Raw genomic sequence first — 16,518 nt, forward strand, 5'->3', positions numbered from 1 at the left:
TAATGTCTTATACAACATTTTCGCAGGTACATAATGATCAGCTGAAAGAACCGATGTTCTTCGGCCAGCCGGTAAACGTCGCCCGTTACGATCAGCAGAAGTACCCGATTTTTGAATCACTGATTGAAAAACAGCTCTCCTTCTTCTGGCGTCCGGAAGAAGTGGACGTATCCCGCGATCGCATCGACTACAATGCCCTGCCGGATCACGAAAAGCATATTTTCATCAGCAACCTGAAATACCAGACCCTGCTGGATTCCATCCAGGGCCGCAGCCCGAACGTGGCGCTGCTGCCGCTGATCTCCATTCCGGAGCTGGAAACCTGGGTGGAAACCTGGTCTTTCTCGGAAACCATTCACTCGCGTTCTTACACGCATATTATCCGTAATATCGTGAATGACCCGTCGGTGGTATTCGATGATATCGTGGCAAACGAAGAGATCATCAAACGTGCGGAAGATATTTCCGGCTATTATGATGATCTTATCCGTATGACCAATGAATATCATATGTTCGGTGAAGGAACGCATACCGCAAACGGTAAAACCTTTACTGTTACCCTGCGCGCCCTGAAACGCCAGCTGTATCTGTGCCTGATGAGCGTCAACGCGCTGGAAGCGATCCGTTTCTATGTCAGTTTCGCCTGCTCTTTCGCCTTTGCCGAGCGCGAACTGATGGAAGGTAATGCGAAAATCATCAAACTGATCGCCCGTGATGAAGCGCTGCACCTGACCGGCACCCAGCATATGCTTAACCTGCTGCGCAGCGGCCAGGATGACCCGGAAATGGCGGAAATCGCCAAAGAGTGCGAGCAGGATTGCTACGACCTGTTTGTCCGTGCGGCGGAGCAGGAAAAAGAGTGGGCAGATTACCTGTTCTGCAACGGCTCAATGATCGGTCTGAACAAAGATATCCTGTGTCAGTATGTGGAATATATCACCAATATCCGCATGCAGGCGGTGGGTCTGCCGCTGCCTTTCAAAGTCCGCTCGAACCCGATTCCGTGGATCAACGCCTGGCTGGTATCCGATAACGTCCAGGTGGCGCCACAGGAAGTGGAAGTCAGCTCCTATCTGGTCGGTCAGATTGACTCTGAAGTCAACACTGACGAACTGAGTAACTTCGAACTCTGATGCCCCGCTATAAAATCACCCTGCATGGCAACATGCAGGGTATTCAGCTGCATTATGTCAGTGAAGAACACAACAACCTGCTCAATACACTCGAACAATCCGTCCCGGTGGAATACCAGTGCCGTGAAGGCTATTGCGGTGCCTGCCGTGTCCGCCTCAAACGCGGTAAAGTCGGTTACCGGCAGCGGCCGGTGGCGTTTATTAATGACGGTGAAATTCTTCCCTGCAGTTGCTACCCGCTGAGTGACATCGACATCGAACTGTAAGCTGTTTTGTGACCGGATCTGCAATCCGGTTTTTTTACGCCATTAGTGTAACGATATATTTACGATATACGTAATTTAAATTTGACACCTTTCCTGTTTTTCATTACGCTTTGCGCACATATTATTGATTGAAATATCATGAGGTTTTGGTGAAAAATCGTACACTCGGCAGTGTTCTGATTGTTGCGGGAACAACGATCGGTGCCGGTATGCTGGCAATGCCCCTGGCGGCTGCGGGGATCGGGTTTCCGGTCATTGCGGTTATTCTGATCGGCCTGTGGGCTATCATGAGCTACACCGCCTTACTGATGGTTGAAGTGTATCAGTACAGCTCACCGGATACCGGCTTAGGCAGCGTCGCCCGTCAATACCTCGGATTACCGGGTCAGCTCCTGACCGGCTTCAGTATGTTATTGCTGATGTATGCCCTGACCACTGCCTATATCGGCGGTGCCGGGGAAATGATCTCCGCCAGCCTGCAAAACTGGTGGCAAATATCTGTTACACCGGGTACCGCGACCATTATCTTCACCCTCGTCGGCGGCCTGGTGGTGTGTGTCGGGACTCACTCGGTTGATTTTATCAACCGTATCCTGTTCACCGGTAAAATTATCTTCCTGATCATCATGCTCGCCGTCATGATGCCGCATGTGAATATGACCAACCTTGTCAGCATGCCAATTCAGAACGGACTGGTGCTTTCCGCTATCCCGCTGGTGTTTACCTCTTTTGGTTTCCACGGCAGTGTACCCAGCCTGGTGAATTACATGAACGGCGACAGCAAAAAGCTGCGCTTTATTTTCCTCACCGGCAGTGCCATTCCGCTGGTGGCGTATCTGCTGTGGCAGGTTGCGACCCTCGGCGCGATCCCGTCCGATACTTTCTTTGGTATTCTGGCGCAGAAATCCGGCCTTGACGGCTTACTGACGGCACTCAGTGAGACTGTGGCCAACAAATACGTGGATATCGCGGTCAGCCTGTTTATGGATCTGGCACTGGCTACCTCATTCCTGGGTGTGGCGCTGGGGTTATTTGATTACCTGGCAGACCTGTTCCGCCGCAAAAATTCCGCCTTCGGCCGTACACAAACCGGGATTCTGACCTTTGCCCTGCCGCTGATTTGCGCCCTGTACTACAAAAGCTTTACCGGTGCGCTGGCGTATGCCGCAATGGCGCTCTCCTTCCTGGCGCTGATTCTGCCGTCATTATTAGCGTGGAAAGTACGGCAGAACCCGAAAGCAGGTGCTTACCGTGTTGCAGGCGGAAACGGTGTGCTGATCTTTATCTTCCTGTTCGGCCTGCTGGTGATCTCTATCGAGTTCATCAAAAGCGCCGGTTACCTGCCGAATATCTGATGTCATTCTTCTGAAAACAAGCCCGGAAACCCGGGCTTGTTTTTTATCAGTGTGCGGCATTCAGCCGTTCAAATCCGGCGTTCAAATCCGCAATCAAATCCTCCGTGTCTTCCAGTCCGATTTGCAGGCGCACTGTCAGGCCGCCCGGCTGCCAGTCAGTGACCGTCCGGTAACGGCTGCAGTCAAACGGCACTATCAGGCTCTCAAATCCCCCCCAGGAATAGCCCATCGCGAAAATATCCAGCCCGTCGAGCATCGCCGCCAGGTCGTCTGTGGTGTATTTCGCATTCAGAACCACCGAGAACAGACCGGAAGAGCCGGTGAAATCCCGCTTCCAGATCTCATGCCCCGGACATTCCGGGAAGGCCGGATGCAGTACTTTGCTGATCTCCGGACGGGATTGCAGCCACTCAGCGACTTTCAGCGCCCGGTGCTGTGCTTCTTTCAGGCGGATATGCAGTGTACGCAGACCGCGCAGCACAAGGAAGCAATCCTCAGCACCGGGCAGCATCGCCATCTGGTCATAGGTTTTGCGCAGTTCCGGCCACCACTGTGCATTGGCGGAAATCAGCCCCATCAGCACATCCGAATGACCTCCGGGGTATTTGGTACCGGCTTCCAGGGAGATATCACAGCCGTGTTCATGAGCGCGGAAAAAAAGCGGGGTCGCCCAGGTGTTATCAATAACGGTTGTCACATGATGGCGTTTCGCCACGGCGGTGATCGCCGGAACATCCTGCACCTCAAATGTCTGGGAGCCGGGGGACTCAAGGAAAATCACCGTTGTTTCCGGGCGGATCAGCGATTCAATCCCCGCGCCGATCAGCGGATCATAATAGGTGGTGGTAATGCCCATCTTCGCCAGCAAACCGCCGCATAACTGCCGGGTCGGGTGATAAACGGAATCTGTCATCAGCAGATGATCGCCGCTTTTCAGGGTGGTCAGCAGCGCCAGTGTCACCGCCCCCAGCCCGGACGGGGATAACACCGTACCCGCCGCACCGGTCAGTTCACTCCAGGCATTTTCCAGTGCCGCGATCGTCGGTGTTCCGTCAGTACCGTAATGAAATTCCGCCCGGCGGTTGATCAGGGCATCATACGTCGGGAAGACCACCGTCGAGCCGCGGTATACCGGGGTATTCACAAATCCGTGCTGTGATGCGGGGTTACGGCCGCTCTGTGTCAGCCGGGTTTCTGTCCGCAAAGGGCGGCGTGCATGTTCTGACATAATCACCTCAATAATAGTCTGCCTGGTTATGCTGCTATCCTGCCATAAGGGCGGCAGCTTTCCTTAGTAGCTTTTCAGCTAAGATATGCCGTTATCCTCACCGGCCGTGGCGTAAAGAAATATCTGGCAATTTTGCTGCATCACTATTATTAATAAGTTACGAAACCTTATATTATCAACAGATTAATTTTCACATAACGGAAAGGATATGGAATCAGAAGAAATCAGGGACCGACGTCCGATTAAAGCCCGGCAGACCCGCTGGGCGACCTCAGCCGCCCGTCTGCTGCAACAGCGCGGTGCAACCCCGAACGGTATATCTGTTGCCAGTTCAGTCTGTGCATTACTTGCCGCTGCTGCCTTTTACGGTGCCCTGAACTGTGAAATAACGGCACTTCGTATCATCCTGTTTTTGCTGGCCGCACTGATAGTACAGGGACGGCTTATCTGTAATCTGCTTGACGGTATGGTGGCGGTCGAAGGCGGCCTGCGCAGCCCTGTTGGTGCCGTATTTAACGATTTGCCGGATCGCGTTTCGGACAGCCTGATCCTCATCGGTGCCGGTTACGGACTGGCCGGTTTTATCGCTTATGCCCCGCAGCTCGGCTGGGCGGCGGCGCTGATGGCAGTGATGACCGCCTATGTCCGGGTACTCGGCGGCAGTTGTGAGCAGCCGCAGAAATTTTCCGGCCCGATGGCCAAACAGCACCGGATGGCGCTGCTGACCGCAGGGGCCGTTGCCGCCTGTTTTCTCCCGCTGTATCAGGCTCAGTGGCTGTTTCTTATCATACTGTGGGTGATTACCCTCGGCGCACTCTGGACCACCGTGCGCCGTACCCGCATACTGATGGCTGATTTACGTAAGGATAATAAAGGATGACCCGTAAAACGTTTTCGCCGGATCAAAAAATTGTCCCGGCGCTGCTGGTGTCGGTATGCCGGTTTCTGACCGGGATCCGCGCAAAGCAGAACGCCCCGCTGCCGGAAGGTAAACCCTGTATTTATTATGCTAACCACTCCAGTCACCTTGACGGACTGGTGATCTGGTCCTGCCTGACCAGTGCGGCGCGAAAACGCGTTCACCCGGTGGCGGCGCAGGATTACTGGGATAAAACCGGGTTCCGCCGTTATATTGCCAAACGTATTTTTGGTGCGGTGCTGATCGCACGCGGTAAAAAAATCGAACCGGCAACAGAGGATGAACTACAGAAGACCACACCGGCGGAGAATCCGCTGGATGTGATGCAGAATGTTCTCGATACCGGAGATTCCCTGATTTTGTTCCCGGAAGGCACACGCGGCGACGGTGAAAAGATTCAGGATTTCAAAGCCGGGCTCTGGCATTTATCCCGCAATAACCCGGATGCGGTGCTGGTGCCGGTCTATCTGGAAAACCTCAACCGCGTTCTACCGAAAGGCTCACGGCTGATTGTGCCGATTATCTGCACCGCCACATTCGGTGCTCCGGTTGAACCGGCCGGGGAAGAAGAGAGCAAAGCAGACTTTTTAGTACGGACCCGCCAGGCGTTAGAGGCAATACATCATGAAAGATAATGAATTATTCTGGATCTTCAGCGGGCTGTTCGGGTTCCTGGCGGTGGCAACGGTTATCGGCCTGATCCTGAAGCATGTTAAGGGAAACACCTCTGTTATCAGTAACCTGAATGCCCGTATCCGTGCCTGGTGGCTGATGTGTATTATCGCCGCGGTGGCTATCAGCATCGGGCCCATCGGCTCTGTGGTACTGTTTGCCTTTATGTCCCTGCTGGCACTGCGTGAGCTTATCACGCTGACGCCGACACACCGCGCCGACCACGGTGCCCTGTTCTGGTGCTTCTTTATCATCCTGCCGGTGCAGTATGTGCTGGTCGGTGTTCAGTGGTATAACCTGCTGGCGGTCTTTATCCCCGTCTATGCGTTCCTGTTTATCCCGACCCGCATGGTGCTTTCCGGCGACACCCGCCACTTCCTGGAGCGCATGGCAAAAATCCAGTGGAGTGTGATGATTGCGGTTTACTGCCTCAGTTATGCCCCCGCGTTGCTGGTACTGCCGATTCCGGATTTCACGGATAATATCAACCTGCTGCTGTTTCTGATGATCGTGGTTCAGATTTCTGACGTGCTGCAATATGTGTTCGGTAAACTGTTCGGCAAACGCCCGATTGTGCCGAAACTCAGCCCGAACAAAACCGTCGAAGGATTTATCGGCGGGATCCTCAGTGCCAGCTGTGTCGGTATGGCACTGTGGTGGGCCACACCGTTCAGCCCGTGGGCGGCATTCCTGCTCTCACTGATGATTTGTCTGGCCGGTTTCGCGGGCGGGTTGTGTATGTCCGCCATCAAGCGGGACAGCGGGATCAAGGATTTCGGTGCCATGATTGAAGGCCACGGCGGCATGATGGACAGACTGGATTCCCTCTGCTTCGCGGCCCCGGTCTTCTTCCATGTGCTGAAATATTTTTATACCTGATGACTCAGGAAATTCTGCTGATCCGCCACGGTGAACCGGCGCCGGACAAAAAAACACCGCTGGCCCTGCGCGACCTTCGTGCCTGGCTGGCGGAGTATGATGCGGGCGGGATTATCCCGCCGGCCGCTCCGCCGTTATCCCTGTCTTCAGAAGAGTTATCCCGTTATTTCCCGGTAGCCAGCCCGCTGTTCCGTACCACTGCATCACTGGACGTTCTCGGGATCACACCCCGCGCCATTGTTGACGAGCTGCATGAGGCGGTACTTCCCCTGTTCTCTCCTGCACTGCTGATGCCGGTAAAACTGCCGCCGATGTGGTGGGTAACGGCGTTCCGTCTGCTGTGGCTGGCGGGTGGCGGAAAATCCGTTCCCTCTGTGGCACAGGTGCGCGGACGGGCACAATGCGCCGCGCAAATCCTCTCCGGCTATGCGCAGGAACATGGCGCGGTAATGGTCATGGCGCACCGGATTATCAATCACGCCCTGCGCCCCGCACTGGAACAATCCGGCTGGCGGATGACAGAAAAAACACATAACAACTACTGGGGAATGATGCGGTTCACCCGTGACGCACCACACCGCTAATGTCAGCCGGTGTATTCTGAACCGCATACCTCCGCACGTTCCGCCACATCCGCTCTGTTTTTCCCGCTTTCCCGTATAAGACTCTGTCTGCTTTGCTCCGCAGGCTGATTATCTGCTGCTGCCCTGCTTATTTTTAAATAGTTATTGCCATTAAATGAATATTTATGTATTTTTAATTAAAAATCACGCATAAAAATGAGGTTGTCATGTTTAAAAAATTAGTCTTTGCAGGCTGTTTATCATTATTAGCATTCACCGGGGTAAGCCAGGCCAAAGAGACCTATGTGGTCGGTGCAGGCGGTACCTATCGTCCGTTTGAATTTGAAAACAGTGAGAAACAACTTGAAGGGTTTGATATCGATATTATCAAAGCGGTTGCTGCCGCCGAGGATTTTGATGTCAAATTAATCAACACGCCGTGGGAAGGTATTTTCGCCACACTGTCCGCCGGGGATCGCGATATTTTAATTTCCGGTATTACCATCACCGATAAACGCAAACAAATGGTGGATTTCTCCGCCCCGTATTTCCCGGCAGAACAGGCGATTGTGGTGAATGAAAATTCACCGATCAGCGCATTATCTGAACTGAGTAAATATAATGTCGGTGTGGTGAACTCCAGCACCGGGGATATTGTGGTCTCTGATGTGCTCGGTAAGACCAGCACTGCCATCAAACGCTTTGATAATACTCCGCTGCTGTTACAGGAATTATATGAAGACGGCGTGGATGCGGCGGTCGGCGATGTCGGTGTCGTGAAGTTTTATATTAAAACCCATCCGGATAAGAAATTTAAACTGATTTACGACAATCATTTTGAAAAACAGTATTTCGGCATTGCGGTCGCCAAAGGTAATACGGAATTACAGGAAAAAATTAACCGTGGTCTGGCAAAAATTATTGCCGACGGTACTTACGCCAAAATCTATCAGAAATGGTTCGATAACGACGTACCTTCCCTGCCCGCGCAGTAATTCATTATTTATCTGATTAAAAACCCGCTCCTGCGGCGGGTTTGATCTGTTTTTTCAGGATGGATGTTATGTCAGCTTTCCGCTGGGAAATTATAGAAGAATACGCTCCGTTATTTATGGACGGGGCGCTGATGACAATAAAATGTACGATTATCTGCGTCATCCTGGGGACCCTCTGGGGACTGACGCTCGGCCTCGGCCGGACAGCCCGTGCCGAACGCGGCCCGGCAAAATGGCTGCTGCTGTTCTTTGTGCAGTATCCGGTACGGTTTTATGTCAGTGCATTCCGTGGTACGCCGCTGTTTGTACAGATCATGGTGGTTCACTTTGCACTGGTGCCGCTGTTTATCAACCCGCGTGACGGTCTGATGGTCACCAGCGGTATTATTACCTCTGACACAGCCAGAATGCTGCGATCTGAGTACGGCGCATTTCTCTCCTGTATTGTTGCCATCACACTCAATGCCGGGGCTTATGTTTCCGAGATTTTCCGCGCCGGGATTCAGTCCGTCGATCGCGGTCAGACAGAAGCCTCCCGCGCACTGGGCATGAGCTGGGGAAAAACCATGCGCAAAGTGATCCTGCCGCAGGCTTTCCGCCGTATTCTGCCGCCGCTGGGTAACAATGCGATCGCGATTGTCAAAGATTCCTCCCTGGCCTCCGCTATCGGCCTTGCTGACCTGGCATATGCCGCGCGGACCGTATCCGGCGCATATGCTACTTACTGGGAGCCATACCTGGTCATCTCCGTTATTTACTGGATGCTGACATTCCTGCTGGCGCAGCTGGTTCAATACACCGAAAGAAGGTTGAGCAGAAGTGATTCACGTTAATAATTTACAGAAAAAATTCGGCAATACCCATGTACTGCGCGGCATCAGCTGCGATATCCGTCCGCAGGAAGTTGTCTGTGTGATAGGGCCGTCCGGCTCCGGAAAAAGCACCTTTCTGCGCTGCCTGAATGCCCTGGAACGCCCGGATTCCGGTGAGATTGTGGTAAACGGCACCGATGTGTGTGATCCGAAAACAGATCTGAACAAAATGCGCGAACATACCGGTATGGTATTCCAGCGCTTCAATCTGTTTCCGCATATGACGGTGCTGGATAACATTACCATGGCGCCGCTGATGGTGTCCGGACTGAAAAAAGCCGATGCTCTGCTTAAAGCGGAGCGGTTACTGGAAAAAGTCGGTCTGCCGGACAAAATTGATGCCTGGCCGGAGAGTTTATCCGGCGGTCAGCAGCAGCGCGTAGCTATTGCCCGTGCCCTGGCGATGGATCCGACGGTGCTGCTGTTTGATGAACCGACTTCCGCGCTCGACCCGGAGCTGGTCGGTGAAGTACTGAATGTGATGAAAGCCCTGGCTCATGAAGGCATGACAATGGTGATTGTGACCCATGAGATGAATTTTGCCCGCGAAGTGGCAGACCGTGTCTTTTTTATCGATCAGGGGATTATTCAGGAGTCCGGCACACCGGAGCAGATATTTAATCATCCTCAGAACCCGCGTACCGCCGCGTTTCTCAGCCGCGTGCTGTAGTTTTTGCTGCAGTGAATAGTGACTAAGGACAGAGACAAAACGTCCCTGTCCTTTTCTGTTTATGCCGTTAATTCACTGTGTGTAAAAACAAATTTATTCACATCATATAACCCGAGACTGGTGAGTTTCAGTGTCGGGATCACCGGCAGCGACAGGAATGCCATCTGAATAAACGGCTCATCCAGCATCACCCCGCAGTCGCGGCAGGCCGCTTTCAGCGACTCAATTTCAGCGGCGATTTCATCCGCCGTTTTATCACTCATCAGCCCGGCAATCGGCAGTGTCGCATGGCTCAGCACCCGGCCGTCCGCAACCACACACATCCCGCCGCCACCGGCAATCAGCTGATTCACCGCCAGCGCCATATCCATCGGATCAATACCGGCGACAACAATATTATGGCTGTCGTGGCTGACCGTTGACGCCAGGGCCCCGCGCGTCAGACCGAAATTGTGCAGCAATGCGGTTGCCGGTGGTGTCTGGCGGCCATAGCGCTCAATCACCGCAAGCGAGCAGATATTATCACGGTCATAGCGGAGTCCGTCCCAGCTGACCCGCTGCTCACAGGTGATCAGCTCATTCGGGATCACACTGATCGCGCGGTATTCATGACCGGCAACCGGCACAAAAGCAAGAGACTGCGCTGTCACGGCCTGACGGCGGACGGTATTCTGCATTGGCGGACGTGATGCTGCCTGTTTAGCCTCCCGCTCACGCAGCAGCGCCGCTTTATCCACCCAGCGGCCGCCGCACATAACCGCCTGAATATCGACCGTTTTCTCATCCCGCAGCAGAACCAGGTCCGCCTGTTTCCCCGGCGCCACCAGCCCGAGGTTTTTCAGCCCGAAATGCCGGGCCGCGGACCAGCTGGCAACACGGTAAGCAATATGTACCGGAATCTGATGCTGGTTAATCAGACGATACACCAGCGCATTCATATGCCCCTCATGAATGATTTCCCACGGATTACGGTCATCGGTGCATAACAGACACTGCGGGCTGCTCATCGCCGTGATAAGCGGTGCCAGCGCATCCAGATTCCGTGCCGCCGACCCTTCGCGGATCATCAGCGCCATTCCCAGCGCCAGTTTTTCCAGCCCTTCCTCATAACGGTGCGATTCGTGGCAGTTTTCAATCCCCCCGGCAATATAGCCGTTGAGGTCTTTCCCGGTGACCATCGGGCAGTGACCATCCAGCGTCATACCACGGAATGCATCCAGTTTATCAAGCGTTTCCGCCTCACCGGCAATCACCGCCGGGAAATTCATCATCTCCGCCAGTCCCGGCACATGGGGATGATCCTTGTATTTCAGCATCTCTGCCAGCGGGAAATCTGCGCCGTTCACATCACTGCCCGGTAATGCCGGCACACAGGAACTCACCTGAACAAACTGATTCTGCTGTGCCTGTTCCGCGCAGCGCAGAAACCACTCAATCCCCTCTTCCCCCATGACGTTCACGATTTCATGCGGATCACACACAATGGTCGTGACTCCCAGCGGCAGCGTGGCACTCTCAAAGGTGACCGGGGTCATCATGCTGGATTCAATATGCAGATGTGCGTCAATAAATCCGGGTACGACCACCGCATTTTTACCGTCGATAACCTGATGCGCCGGTGCATCCTTATACACCGTACCGACACCGGCGATGGCATTTCCGCTTATCACCACCGGGCCCGGAAATTCACCACCGTTAATCAGATCCAGAATCCGGACATTATCAATACGATAATCCGCCGGTGCCTCACTGCGGGCCACGGCGAGGAGTGTTGTCATTTCTTCACGGCTGCGCGTGCAGGTGCGCTTATTTTTCTCACTGTTCATCACTGTCCCCTGTTTTTCTCTCACATTGATAATGTGAATTCGCGGTGTTCTCTCTGTCCTGTGAGGTGTACCGGAATAAAGGTGATCCCCGCCGCAACTGTTACAAATTATTGCGGCACAACCGGATGATTACGGTTTCTCACGGAATGTCATTACGATGCTGGCATTGATTATGCATTTATCAGACCAGTTATCTTTTCCCCGGGAGACAGGAGCATAAAATGGATAGTCAAACACCGGAAACCATCCGGGAAACAGGTGTACTGGGACGTTTATTCCGTTTACAGGCACACGGTACCACGGCACGAACCGAAGTTATCGCCGGTATAACCACCTTTCTTACTATGGTGTATATCATTTTTGTTAACCCGCAAATCCTCGGCGCTGCCGGGATGGATACACAGGCTGTCTTCGTCACCACCTGTCTGATTGCGGCATTCGGCTGTATTCTGATGGGTTGTCTGGCAAATCTGCCGGTCGCACTGGCACCGGCAATGGGGCTGAACGCCTTTTTTGCTTTCGGTGTGGTCAGCGCCATGGGTTACTCCTGGCAAATAGGGATGGGGGCTATCTTCTGGGGTGCACTCGGCATGCTGCTGCTGACGGTCTTCCGCATCCGCTACTGGATGATAGCCAATATCCCGCTGAGTCTGCGGGTGGGGATCACCAGTGGTATCGGGCTGTTTATCGCTATGATGGGGCTGAAAAATATCGGCCTGGTTGTGGCGAATCCGGCCACGCTGGTCTCCATGGGGGATCTGACCTCTCACTCCGTCTGGCTCGGCGCACTGGGCTTTTTTATTATCACCATTCTGGCCTCCCGCCGTATTCACGCAGCGGTGCTGATCTCCATTGTGGTCACCACGCTGATTGGCTGGGGGCTGGGGGATGTCACCTACAACGGTGTTTTCTCCATGCCGCCGGATGTTACCAGCGTGCTGGGCAAAGTGGATGTGGCCGGTGCCTTTAATATCGGGCTGTCAGGGATTATTTTCTCGTTTATGCTGGTTAACCTGTTTGACTCATCAGGTACCCTTATCGGGGTAACCGATAAAGCCGGGCTGGCAGATAAAGACGGTAAATTCCCGAATATGCAGAAAGCCTTGTATGTGGATAGTGTCAGCTCCGTGATCGGCGGCTTTATCGGCACATCATCTGTCACCGCGTATATTGAAAGTACCTCGGGGGTTTCTGTCGGCGGCCGGACAGGGCTGACCGCCGTGGTGGTCGGGATCCTGTTCCTGCTGGTGATTTTCCTCTCCCCGCTGGCCGGAATGGTGCCTGCCTATGCGGTCGCCGGTGCGCTGATTTATGTCGGGGTGCTGATGACATCGAGCCTGGCACGGGTCAACTGGAATGACCTGACTGATGCAGTACCGGCCTTTATCACCGCGATTATGATGCCGTTCAGTTTCTCCATCACAGACGGTATTGCGCTTGGTTTTATCTCTTACTCTGTGATGAAGCTGGGGACCGGGCGCTGGAAAGAGCTGAATCCGTGTGTGATTCTGGTTGCCCTGCTGTTTGTGCTGAAGTTTGTGTTTGTCGACCACTGATGTTTCTGCCGGATGGCGGGTTTCCCGTCATCCGGACATTATTTTGCTTTCTCTTTAAAACGATGATGCAGCGCTTTAAATGGAATAGCGAGGCCGAGCGTCAGAAAAATAAGAAACACAAACCCTATATTGACATAATCTTCTGTACTGTTTTCAGTCACCGGTTCCGGATCCGCTGCCGCCGGTTCCCCTTCCTCATTAATTCCGAAATCTCCGTGATGATAATCCGCCAGAATCTCCTGTGCTCTGGTTAACTCGTCCTGATTAACCAGCAGCTTCACACCGCCGACAGCCTGAGCATACATCTGGTTATTCCAGACAATATTTTCATCCAGCAGCATCACCTCAATCCCTTCGGATTCCAGCAATCCGGCTTCAATCCTGGCATCCAGCGGCGACAGATACTGAGCCAGTAATGCATAGCGGCTGCGTGTCGGGTGTATATTCCACATAATACCTCCTTCGGTCGGCTGCCCTGACTGAGCAGCCGGGATTCAGATGTGCGGTATGCGGCAGATTTCCGGATTCCGGCCGGTGTCAGCGCGTAATAACACTTTAAATCAATATAAGCCATTACGTCGATATATAAAAACGTTAACCTCTCCTGATTATGACACCGGCAATATCAATCTCCGGAAAAATAATTTTTTATTAATGAAAGATGAAGTTCGTTTTTTGCAGCTATTGTATTAGCTGAAAATATCCTTTAGCATTTAGTGCTGTATCTTTTTATAGTCATATTAATGCTAAAATCATAATGAAAAAATATAAATATCCGGTAATCATGATAGCACTCATAATTATGAGCTATCTTGTAAATACATTCATTTACAAGCGTGATTCTACTGCACCTCATTTAGCCACATTAGCTTTGTTTTTGTGCACATTTATCCTGTTAAACAATACAAAATGGTACTCAGTCATTACCGGATTTATCATCACGCTGATATTCTCGCTTGAAGTAGCCTACTTTGCTGAATTTCATGAAAAAATATCTACCGGTGTTATCGATTCAGGAATGGAAACAAACAGTTCCGAAGCTTCTGCTATGCTCGGGCATTATATTTTTTCAATTTTACTGCCCGCCATAGCCGTCAGCCTGCTGATTACCATTTTTTTCAGGAAAAAAACACTGGTATTACCCCGCTGGTTTAAAATATCACCACTTATCGTCTGTGTATTTTTACTGATTTCACTGGTCAGAGAAGCAATTGCTGATCACCGGATCCTGATGCTTTCGTTCCGGGAAGATCCTTATGAACCGGGCAGGTATCTGCGGGATAAGTTTCCGGTGGTTGCCGGTAACCTTTTATATATTGCCGGTGCCGCTGTCAGTAATGACCGGTATGCTGAAGAGTATACTGACCGGAAACTGAACAATGCAGTTATCGCCGGTAATAAACCAGAAAATAAAGTTATCGTTTTTGTTATCGGTGAATCATCTTCACCTTCACGGTATCATATCTACGGATATCCCGGCGAAACCACACCCGAAATGGAAAGAATATTTACCGGTTCAGGTTCCTGTGTTACTGAAAAAGTTCATTCATCCGCCCCGATTACCCGGAATTCAATTTCATTGTCACTATCATTTTATACCCCTGAAAGTGAAGAAAATTTATTCCGGGAAAAGTCAATTATTGAAATGGCGCAGGATCAGGGATACAAGACCTACTGGCTGGGTGCGCAGCCTGTATTTGGCGTTCACGGATCTAAATATGGTTTTATCGCCAACAAAAGTGATGTTATTACAGTTGACGAAGATAATGATATGGCATTGCCGGGTCTATTGAAAAAAGCACTGTCAGAGCCGGAAGAATATAAATTTATTATTGTTCATTTACTGGGCAGTCATAAACCTTACGCTAATTATACAGAAACAGAAAAAAACCAGTTCAGTGATGACTATGACCGGACAATCCGCTATACCGACCGGGTCATGGGGCATCTTTATGATGAAATCACTGCGGCGGCAGATGACTATACCCTGATATATACATCCGATCATGGTGAATTAATCGGTAAAGGCCATGGTTTTACTACAGGATCTGAGCAATTTATGATCCCGTTCCTGTATAAATCTGCCAATTCGTCTTTTGATTGTCAGTTTATTGAAAAATACCGGAATCAGGATGGCTGGCTGAGCGGGCTGATGAATAAATATATATTATCTGAACTACTCGGATATTCATTAAATCAGAAAGTTGTTGAATCTGAAAAAAACAATGACCGGATTCTTTCCGCAGAGGATTATTCCGTTCCCTTTCATTTCTATCTTGAAGAAAATTAAATAATCCACTATATGTTAGTTAACATAGTCAACAGGTCATTTTTATTTCCTGCCTGTTGACTATATTATTTACATCACCGGTAACTGATGTAAAATTTACGCAGCTAGTCAATTCATAAGATTATTCTGTAAATCACCAGATATCATAAACGTTTATTGTTCCCTCCGGCTGACCCGCTGGCTCATTGTATTTTTGTTTAACCGGCCCGGCAGATACTACCCCTGTTTTTCGTAAACATCCTAAATTATCACTGTGACTCTTGTGTTACAGTCGCCACACGGTAAATATACAGGGAACCGTATTTCCATGAAGAATTGGATATTTCTGGCCCGGATGCTGAGTTTTCCGTTTACATCCTATGCTTATACAAATACAGAACTTGCCCCGAAAGATCAGGCTATGTCGTATGTTATTAAATACTCCGGCAGCAAAACGGATGAGGGGAAGGAAAAAGCGCTGGATCAGTTTGATACCCTGATCCGTCAGTACCCAGATGATATTGCACTGCGCGAGCTCTACAGCGATTTACTGATCGTGGACAGCCGCTATGAAAAAGCGATCACACAACTGAAAATCGTTTATCAGAATACCGGTGTTCCGTCGCTGAAACTGATGGAGTGCATGTTAACCGAACGCATTAAATTGCCTCATAATATGTGTTACCGGGATGTCATTTCTGTATTTGAGCAAAGTAATGTCCGGGATTTTAATTATCTTCTGGCACTGTATCTGGGTGAATCCCCTGACTTTGAGAGACACAAAGCCCGCTGGCTGGAAACACACACATTATCAGAAGAGCAGAAAAAGGTTATTGCTCTGCAACCGTGTATGCTGGTCAATGCCTATTATCCTTAATATGATCCGGTACAGATTGCATCTGCGTAATAATACGTAACAGATAATGATCATTCTTCCCGGGGAAATAAAAACAGGAGTGTTATCATGCCGTTTTTACATAAAAGAATGTACCTGACAGCAGGTGATACGGTGGTGGTGGATTGCGGTCGTCCGTGCAATGTTTTAATGATGACCAAAATGAATTTTAATCAGTACCGCAAAGGCATGCCGTTCCGGACACATGGCGGCAGTGGTTTCTTCCATGAGCTTCCGGCCAGAATGGTGGTATCGTTTGATGCGGACTGGAATATTACCCTGGATATTGAGGAAGGGGCACTGACGGTTGAGCATTCCATTACCATCGAGCCGCGCGCTGATAAGGCGATTGCCAAAAAATAACCCGTGGTTCCGTCAGCGGAATAATATCAGTCCGGAAAATTCCCCGCAGATAATATG

The 16,518-nt window shown here is 51.1% G+C and carries 17 protein-coding genes; 14 read left to right on the forward strand and 3 right to left on the reverse strand.

The window, feature by feature from the left end:
* The first annotated feature begins 2 nt into the window (after positions 1-2).
* The 3 genes from nrdB (at position 3) to tyrP (ending at position 2,754) form a co-directional block, all read left to right on the forward strand.
* Complete coding sequence (gene nrdB / locus ACSBQN_RS08725; protein WP_004236768.1) at positions 3-1,133, forward strand: class Ia ribonucleoside-diphosphate reductase subunit beta; 1,131 nt, start codon at positions 3-5, stop codon at positions 1,131-1,133.
* On the forward strand, positions 1,133-1,399 hold the full coding sequence (yfaE, locus tag ACSBQN_RS08730; RefSeq protein ID WP_004236769.1) for a class I ribonucleotide reductase maintenance protein YfaE: 267 nt from the start codon (positions 1,133-1,135) through the stop codon (positions 1,397-1,399). Before nrdB ends, yfaE begins: the two co-directional genes overlap by 1 nt.
* Positions 1,400-1,608: 209 nt before the next feature.
* Positions 1,609-2,754: a tyrosine transporter TyrP gene (gene tyrP / locus ACSBQN_RS08735; protein WP_239558866.1), complete on the forward strand. Its 1,146-nt coding sequence runs from the start codon at positions 1,609-1,611 to the stop codon at positions 2,752-2,754.
* Positions 2,755-2,800: 46 nt separating this feature from the next.
* Here tyrP and metC read toward each other — a convergent pair whose 3' ends face one another.
* Positions 2,801-3,982: a cystathionine beta-lyase gene (gene metC / locus ACSBQN_RS08740; RefSeq protein WP_024473821.1), complete on the reverse strand. Its 1,182-nt coding sequence runs from the start codon at positions 3,980-3,982 to the stop codon at positions 2,801-2,803.
* A gap of 208 nt (positions 3,983-4,190) precedes the next feature.
* Between metC and ACSBQN_RS08745 the strand changes: the two genes are divergently transcribed.
* The 7 genes from ACSBQN_RS08745 (at position 4,191) to ACSBQN_RS08775 (ending at position 9,552) form a co-directional block, all read left to right on the forward strand.
* Complete coding sequence (locus tag ACSBQN_RS08745) at positions 4,191-4,862, forward strand: CDP-alcohol phosphatidyltransferase family protein (RefSeq protein ID WP_024473822.1); 672 nt, start codon at positions 4,191-4,193, stop codon at positions 4,860-4,862.
* Positions 4,859-5,536: a lysophospholipid acyltransferase family protein gene (locus ACSBQN_RS08750; protein WP_024473823.1), complete on the forward strand. Its 678-nt coding sequence runs from the start codon at positions 4,859-4,861 to the stop codon at positions 5,534-5,536. Before ACSBQN_RS08745 ends, ACSBQN_RS08750 begins: the two co-directional genes overlap by 4 nt.
* Positions 5,526-6,452, forward strand: coding sequence for a phosphatidate cytidylyltransferase (locus tag ACSBQN_RS08755; protein ID WP_024473824.1), 927 nt, complete (start codon positions 5,526-5,528; stop codon positions 6,450-6,452). The genes ACSBQN_RS08750 and ACSBQN_RS08755 overlap by 11 nt, the downstream gene beginning before the upstream one ends.
* Positions 6,452-7,036 carry a hypothetical protein gene (locus ACSBQN_RS08760; RefSeq protein WP_024473825.1) on the forward strand — a complete coding sequence of 195 codons (585 nt, stop codon included), beginning with the start codon at positions 6,452-6,454 and terminating at the stop codon, positions 7,034-7,036. Before ACSBQN_RS08755 ends, ACSBQN_RS08760 begins: the two co-directional genes overlap by 1 nt.
* A gap of 206 nt (positions 7,037-7,242) precedes the next feature.
* Complete coding sequence (locus tag ACSBQN_RS08765) at positions 7,243-8,010, forward strand: basic amino acid ABC transporter substrate-binding protein (RefSeq protein WP_024473826.1); 768 nt, start codon at positions 7,243-7,245, stop codon at positions 8,008-8,010.
* Between the two features lie 68 nt (positions 8,011-8,078).
* Positions 8,079-8,843: an amino acid ABC transporter permease gene (locus tag ACSBQN_RS08770; RefSeq protein WP_004240080.1), complete on the forward strand. Its 765-nt coding sequence runs from the start codon at positions 8,079-8,081 to the stop codon at positions 8,841-8,843.
* A complete protein-coding gene (locus tag ACSBQN_RS08775; protein WP_004240079.1) occupies positions 8,830-9,552 on the forward strand; it encodes an amino acid ABC transporter ATP-binding protein in 723 nt (240 codons plus the stop codon). Before ACSBQN_RS08770 ends, ACSBQN_RS08775 begins: the two co-directional genes overlap by 14 nt.
* A gap of 59 nt (positions 9,553-9,611) precedes the next feature.
* On the opposite strand, the gene adeD is transcribed toward ACSBQN_RS08775, so the two are convergent.
* Positions 9,612-11,378, reverse strand: coding sequence for an adenine deaminase (adeD, locus tag ACSBQN_RS08780; RefSeq protein ID WP_036406905.1), 1,767 nt, complete (start codon positions 11,376-11,378; stop codon positions 9,612-9,614).
* A 221-nt stretch (positions 11,379-11,599) separates the two neighbouring features.
* Between adeD and ACSBQN_RS08785 the strand changes: the two genes are divergently transcribed.
* A complete protein-coding gene (locus tag ACSBQN_RS08785) occupies positions 11,600-12,934 on the forward strand; it encodes an NCS2 family permease (protein WP_024473828.1) in 1,335 nt (444 codons plus the stop codon).
* Positions 12,935-12,972: 38 nt separating this feature from the next.
* Here ACSBQN_RS08785 and ACSBQN_RS08790 read toward each other — a convergent pair whose 3' ends face one another.
* Positions 12,973-13,386 carry a putative signal transducing protein gene (locus ACSBQN_RS08790; RefSeq protein WP_024473829.1) on the reverse strand — a complete coding sequence of 138 codons (414 nt, stop codon included), beginning with the start codon at positions 13,384-13,386 and terminating at the stop codon, positions 12,973-12,975.
* 305 nt (positions 13,387-13,691) lie between these two features.
* Here ACSBQN_RS08790 and ACSBQN_RS08795 point away from each other — a divergent pair, with 305 nt between their 5' ends.
* From ACSBQN_RS08795 to ACSBQN_RS08805, 3 genes are all read left to right on the forward strand, one after another.
* Entirely contained in the window at positions 13,692-15,224 is a 1,533-nt protein-coding gene (locus tag ACSBQN_RS08795) for a phosphoethanolamine transferase (RefSeq protein ID WP_214168055.1), read from the forward strand.
* 307 nt (positions 15,225-15,531) lie between these two features.
* Complete coding sequence (locus ACSBQN_RS08800; RefSeq protein WP_337137233.1) at positions 15,532-16,080, forward strand: hypothetical protein; 549 nt, start codon at positions 15,532-15,534, stop codon at positions 16,078-16,080.
* 87 nt (positions 16,081-16,167) lie between these two features.
* Positions 16,168-16,461 carry a DUF1883 domain-containing protein gene (locus ACSBQN_RS08805; RefSeq protein ID WP_036406916.1) on the forward strand — a complete coding sequence of 98 codons (294 nt, stop codon included), beginning with the start codon at positions 16,168-16,170 and terminating at the stop codon, positions 16,459-16,461.
* The last annotated feature ends 57 nt before the right edge of the window (positions 16,462-16,518 follow it).

It is taken from the genome of Morganella sp. B601, from assembly GCF_051172335.1.
GTDB classification, from domain to species: domain Bacteria; phylum Pseudomonadota; class Gammaproteobacteria; order Enterobacterales; family Enterobacteriaceae; genus Morganella; species Morganella morganii.

Bases quoted from the DNA above. Each gene is read 5' to 3' on its own strand.
- metC (WP_024473821.1), bottom strand. From the start codon at position 3,982: ATGTCAGAACATGCACGCCGCCCTTTGCGGACAGAAACCCGGCTGACA.
- ACSBQN_RS08750 (WP_024473823.1), top strand. From the start codon at position 4,859: ATGACCCGTAAAACGTTTTCGCCGGATCAAAAAATTGTCCCGGCGCTG.
- ACSBQN_RS08760 (WP_024473825.1), top strand. From the start codon at position 6,452: ATGACTCAGGAAATTCTGCTGATCCGCCACGGTGAACCGGCGCCGGAC.
- adeD (WP_036406905.1), bottom strand. From the start codon at position 11,378: ATGAACAGTGAGAAAAATAAGCGCACCTGCACGCGCAGCCGTGAAGAA.
- ACSBQN_RS08745 (WP_024473822.1), top strand. From the start codon at position 4,191: ATGGAATCAGAAGAAATCAGGGACCGACGTCCGATTAAAGCCCGGCAG.
- ACSBQN_RS08795 (WP_214168055.1), top strand. From the start codon at position 13,692: ATGAAAAAATATAAATATCCGGTAATCATGATAGCACTCATAATTATG.
- tyrP (WP_239558866.1), top strand. From the start codon at position 1,609: ATGCTGGCAATGCCCCTGGCGGCTGCGGGGATCGGGTTTCCGGTCATT.
- ACSBQN_RS08765 (WP_024473826.1), top strand. From the start codon at position 7,243: ATGTTTAAAAAATTAGTCTTTGCAGGCTGTTTATCATTATTAGCATTC.
- ACSBQN_RS08785 (WP_024473828.1), top strand. From the start codon at position 11,600: ATGGATAGTCAAACACCGGAAACCATCCGGGAAACAGGTGTACTGGGA.
- ACSBQN_RS08800 (WP_337137233.1), top strand. From the start codon at position 15,532: ATGAAGAATTGGATATTTCTGGCCCGGATGCTGAGTTTTCCGTTTACA.
- ACSBQN_RS08755 (WP_024473824.1), top strand. From the start codon at position 5,526: ATGAAAGATAATGAATTATTCTGGATCTTCAGCGGGCTGTTCGGGTTC.
- nrdB (WP_004236768.1), top strand. From the start codon at position 3: ATGTCTTATACAACATTTTCGCAGGTACATAATGATCAGCTGAAAGAA.
- ACSBQN_RS08805 (WP_036406916.1), top strand. From the start codon at position 16,168: ATGCCGTTTTTACATAAAAGAATGTACCTGACAGCAGGTGATACGGTG.
- yfaE (WP_004236769.1), top strand. From the start codon at position 1,133: ATGCCCCGCTATAAAATCACCCTGCATGGCAACATGCAGGGTATTCAG.
- ACSBQN_RS08770 (WP_004240080.1), top strand. From the start codon at position 8,079: ATGTCAGCTTTCCGCTGGGAAATTATAGAAGAATACGCTCCGTTATTT.
- ACSBQN_RS08790 (WP_024473829.1), bottom strand. From the start codon at position 13,386: ATGTGGAATATACACCCGACACGCAGCCGCTATGCATTACTGGCTCAG.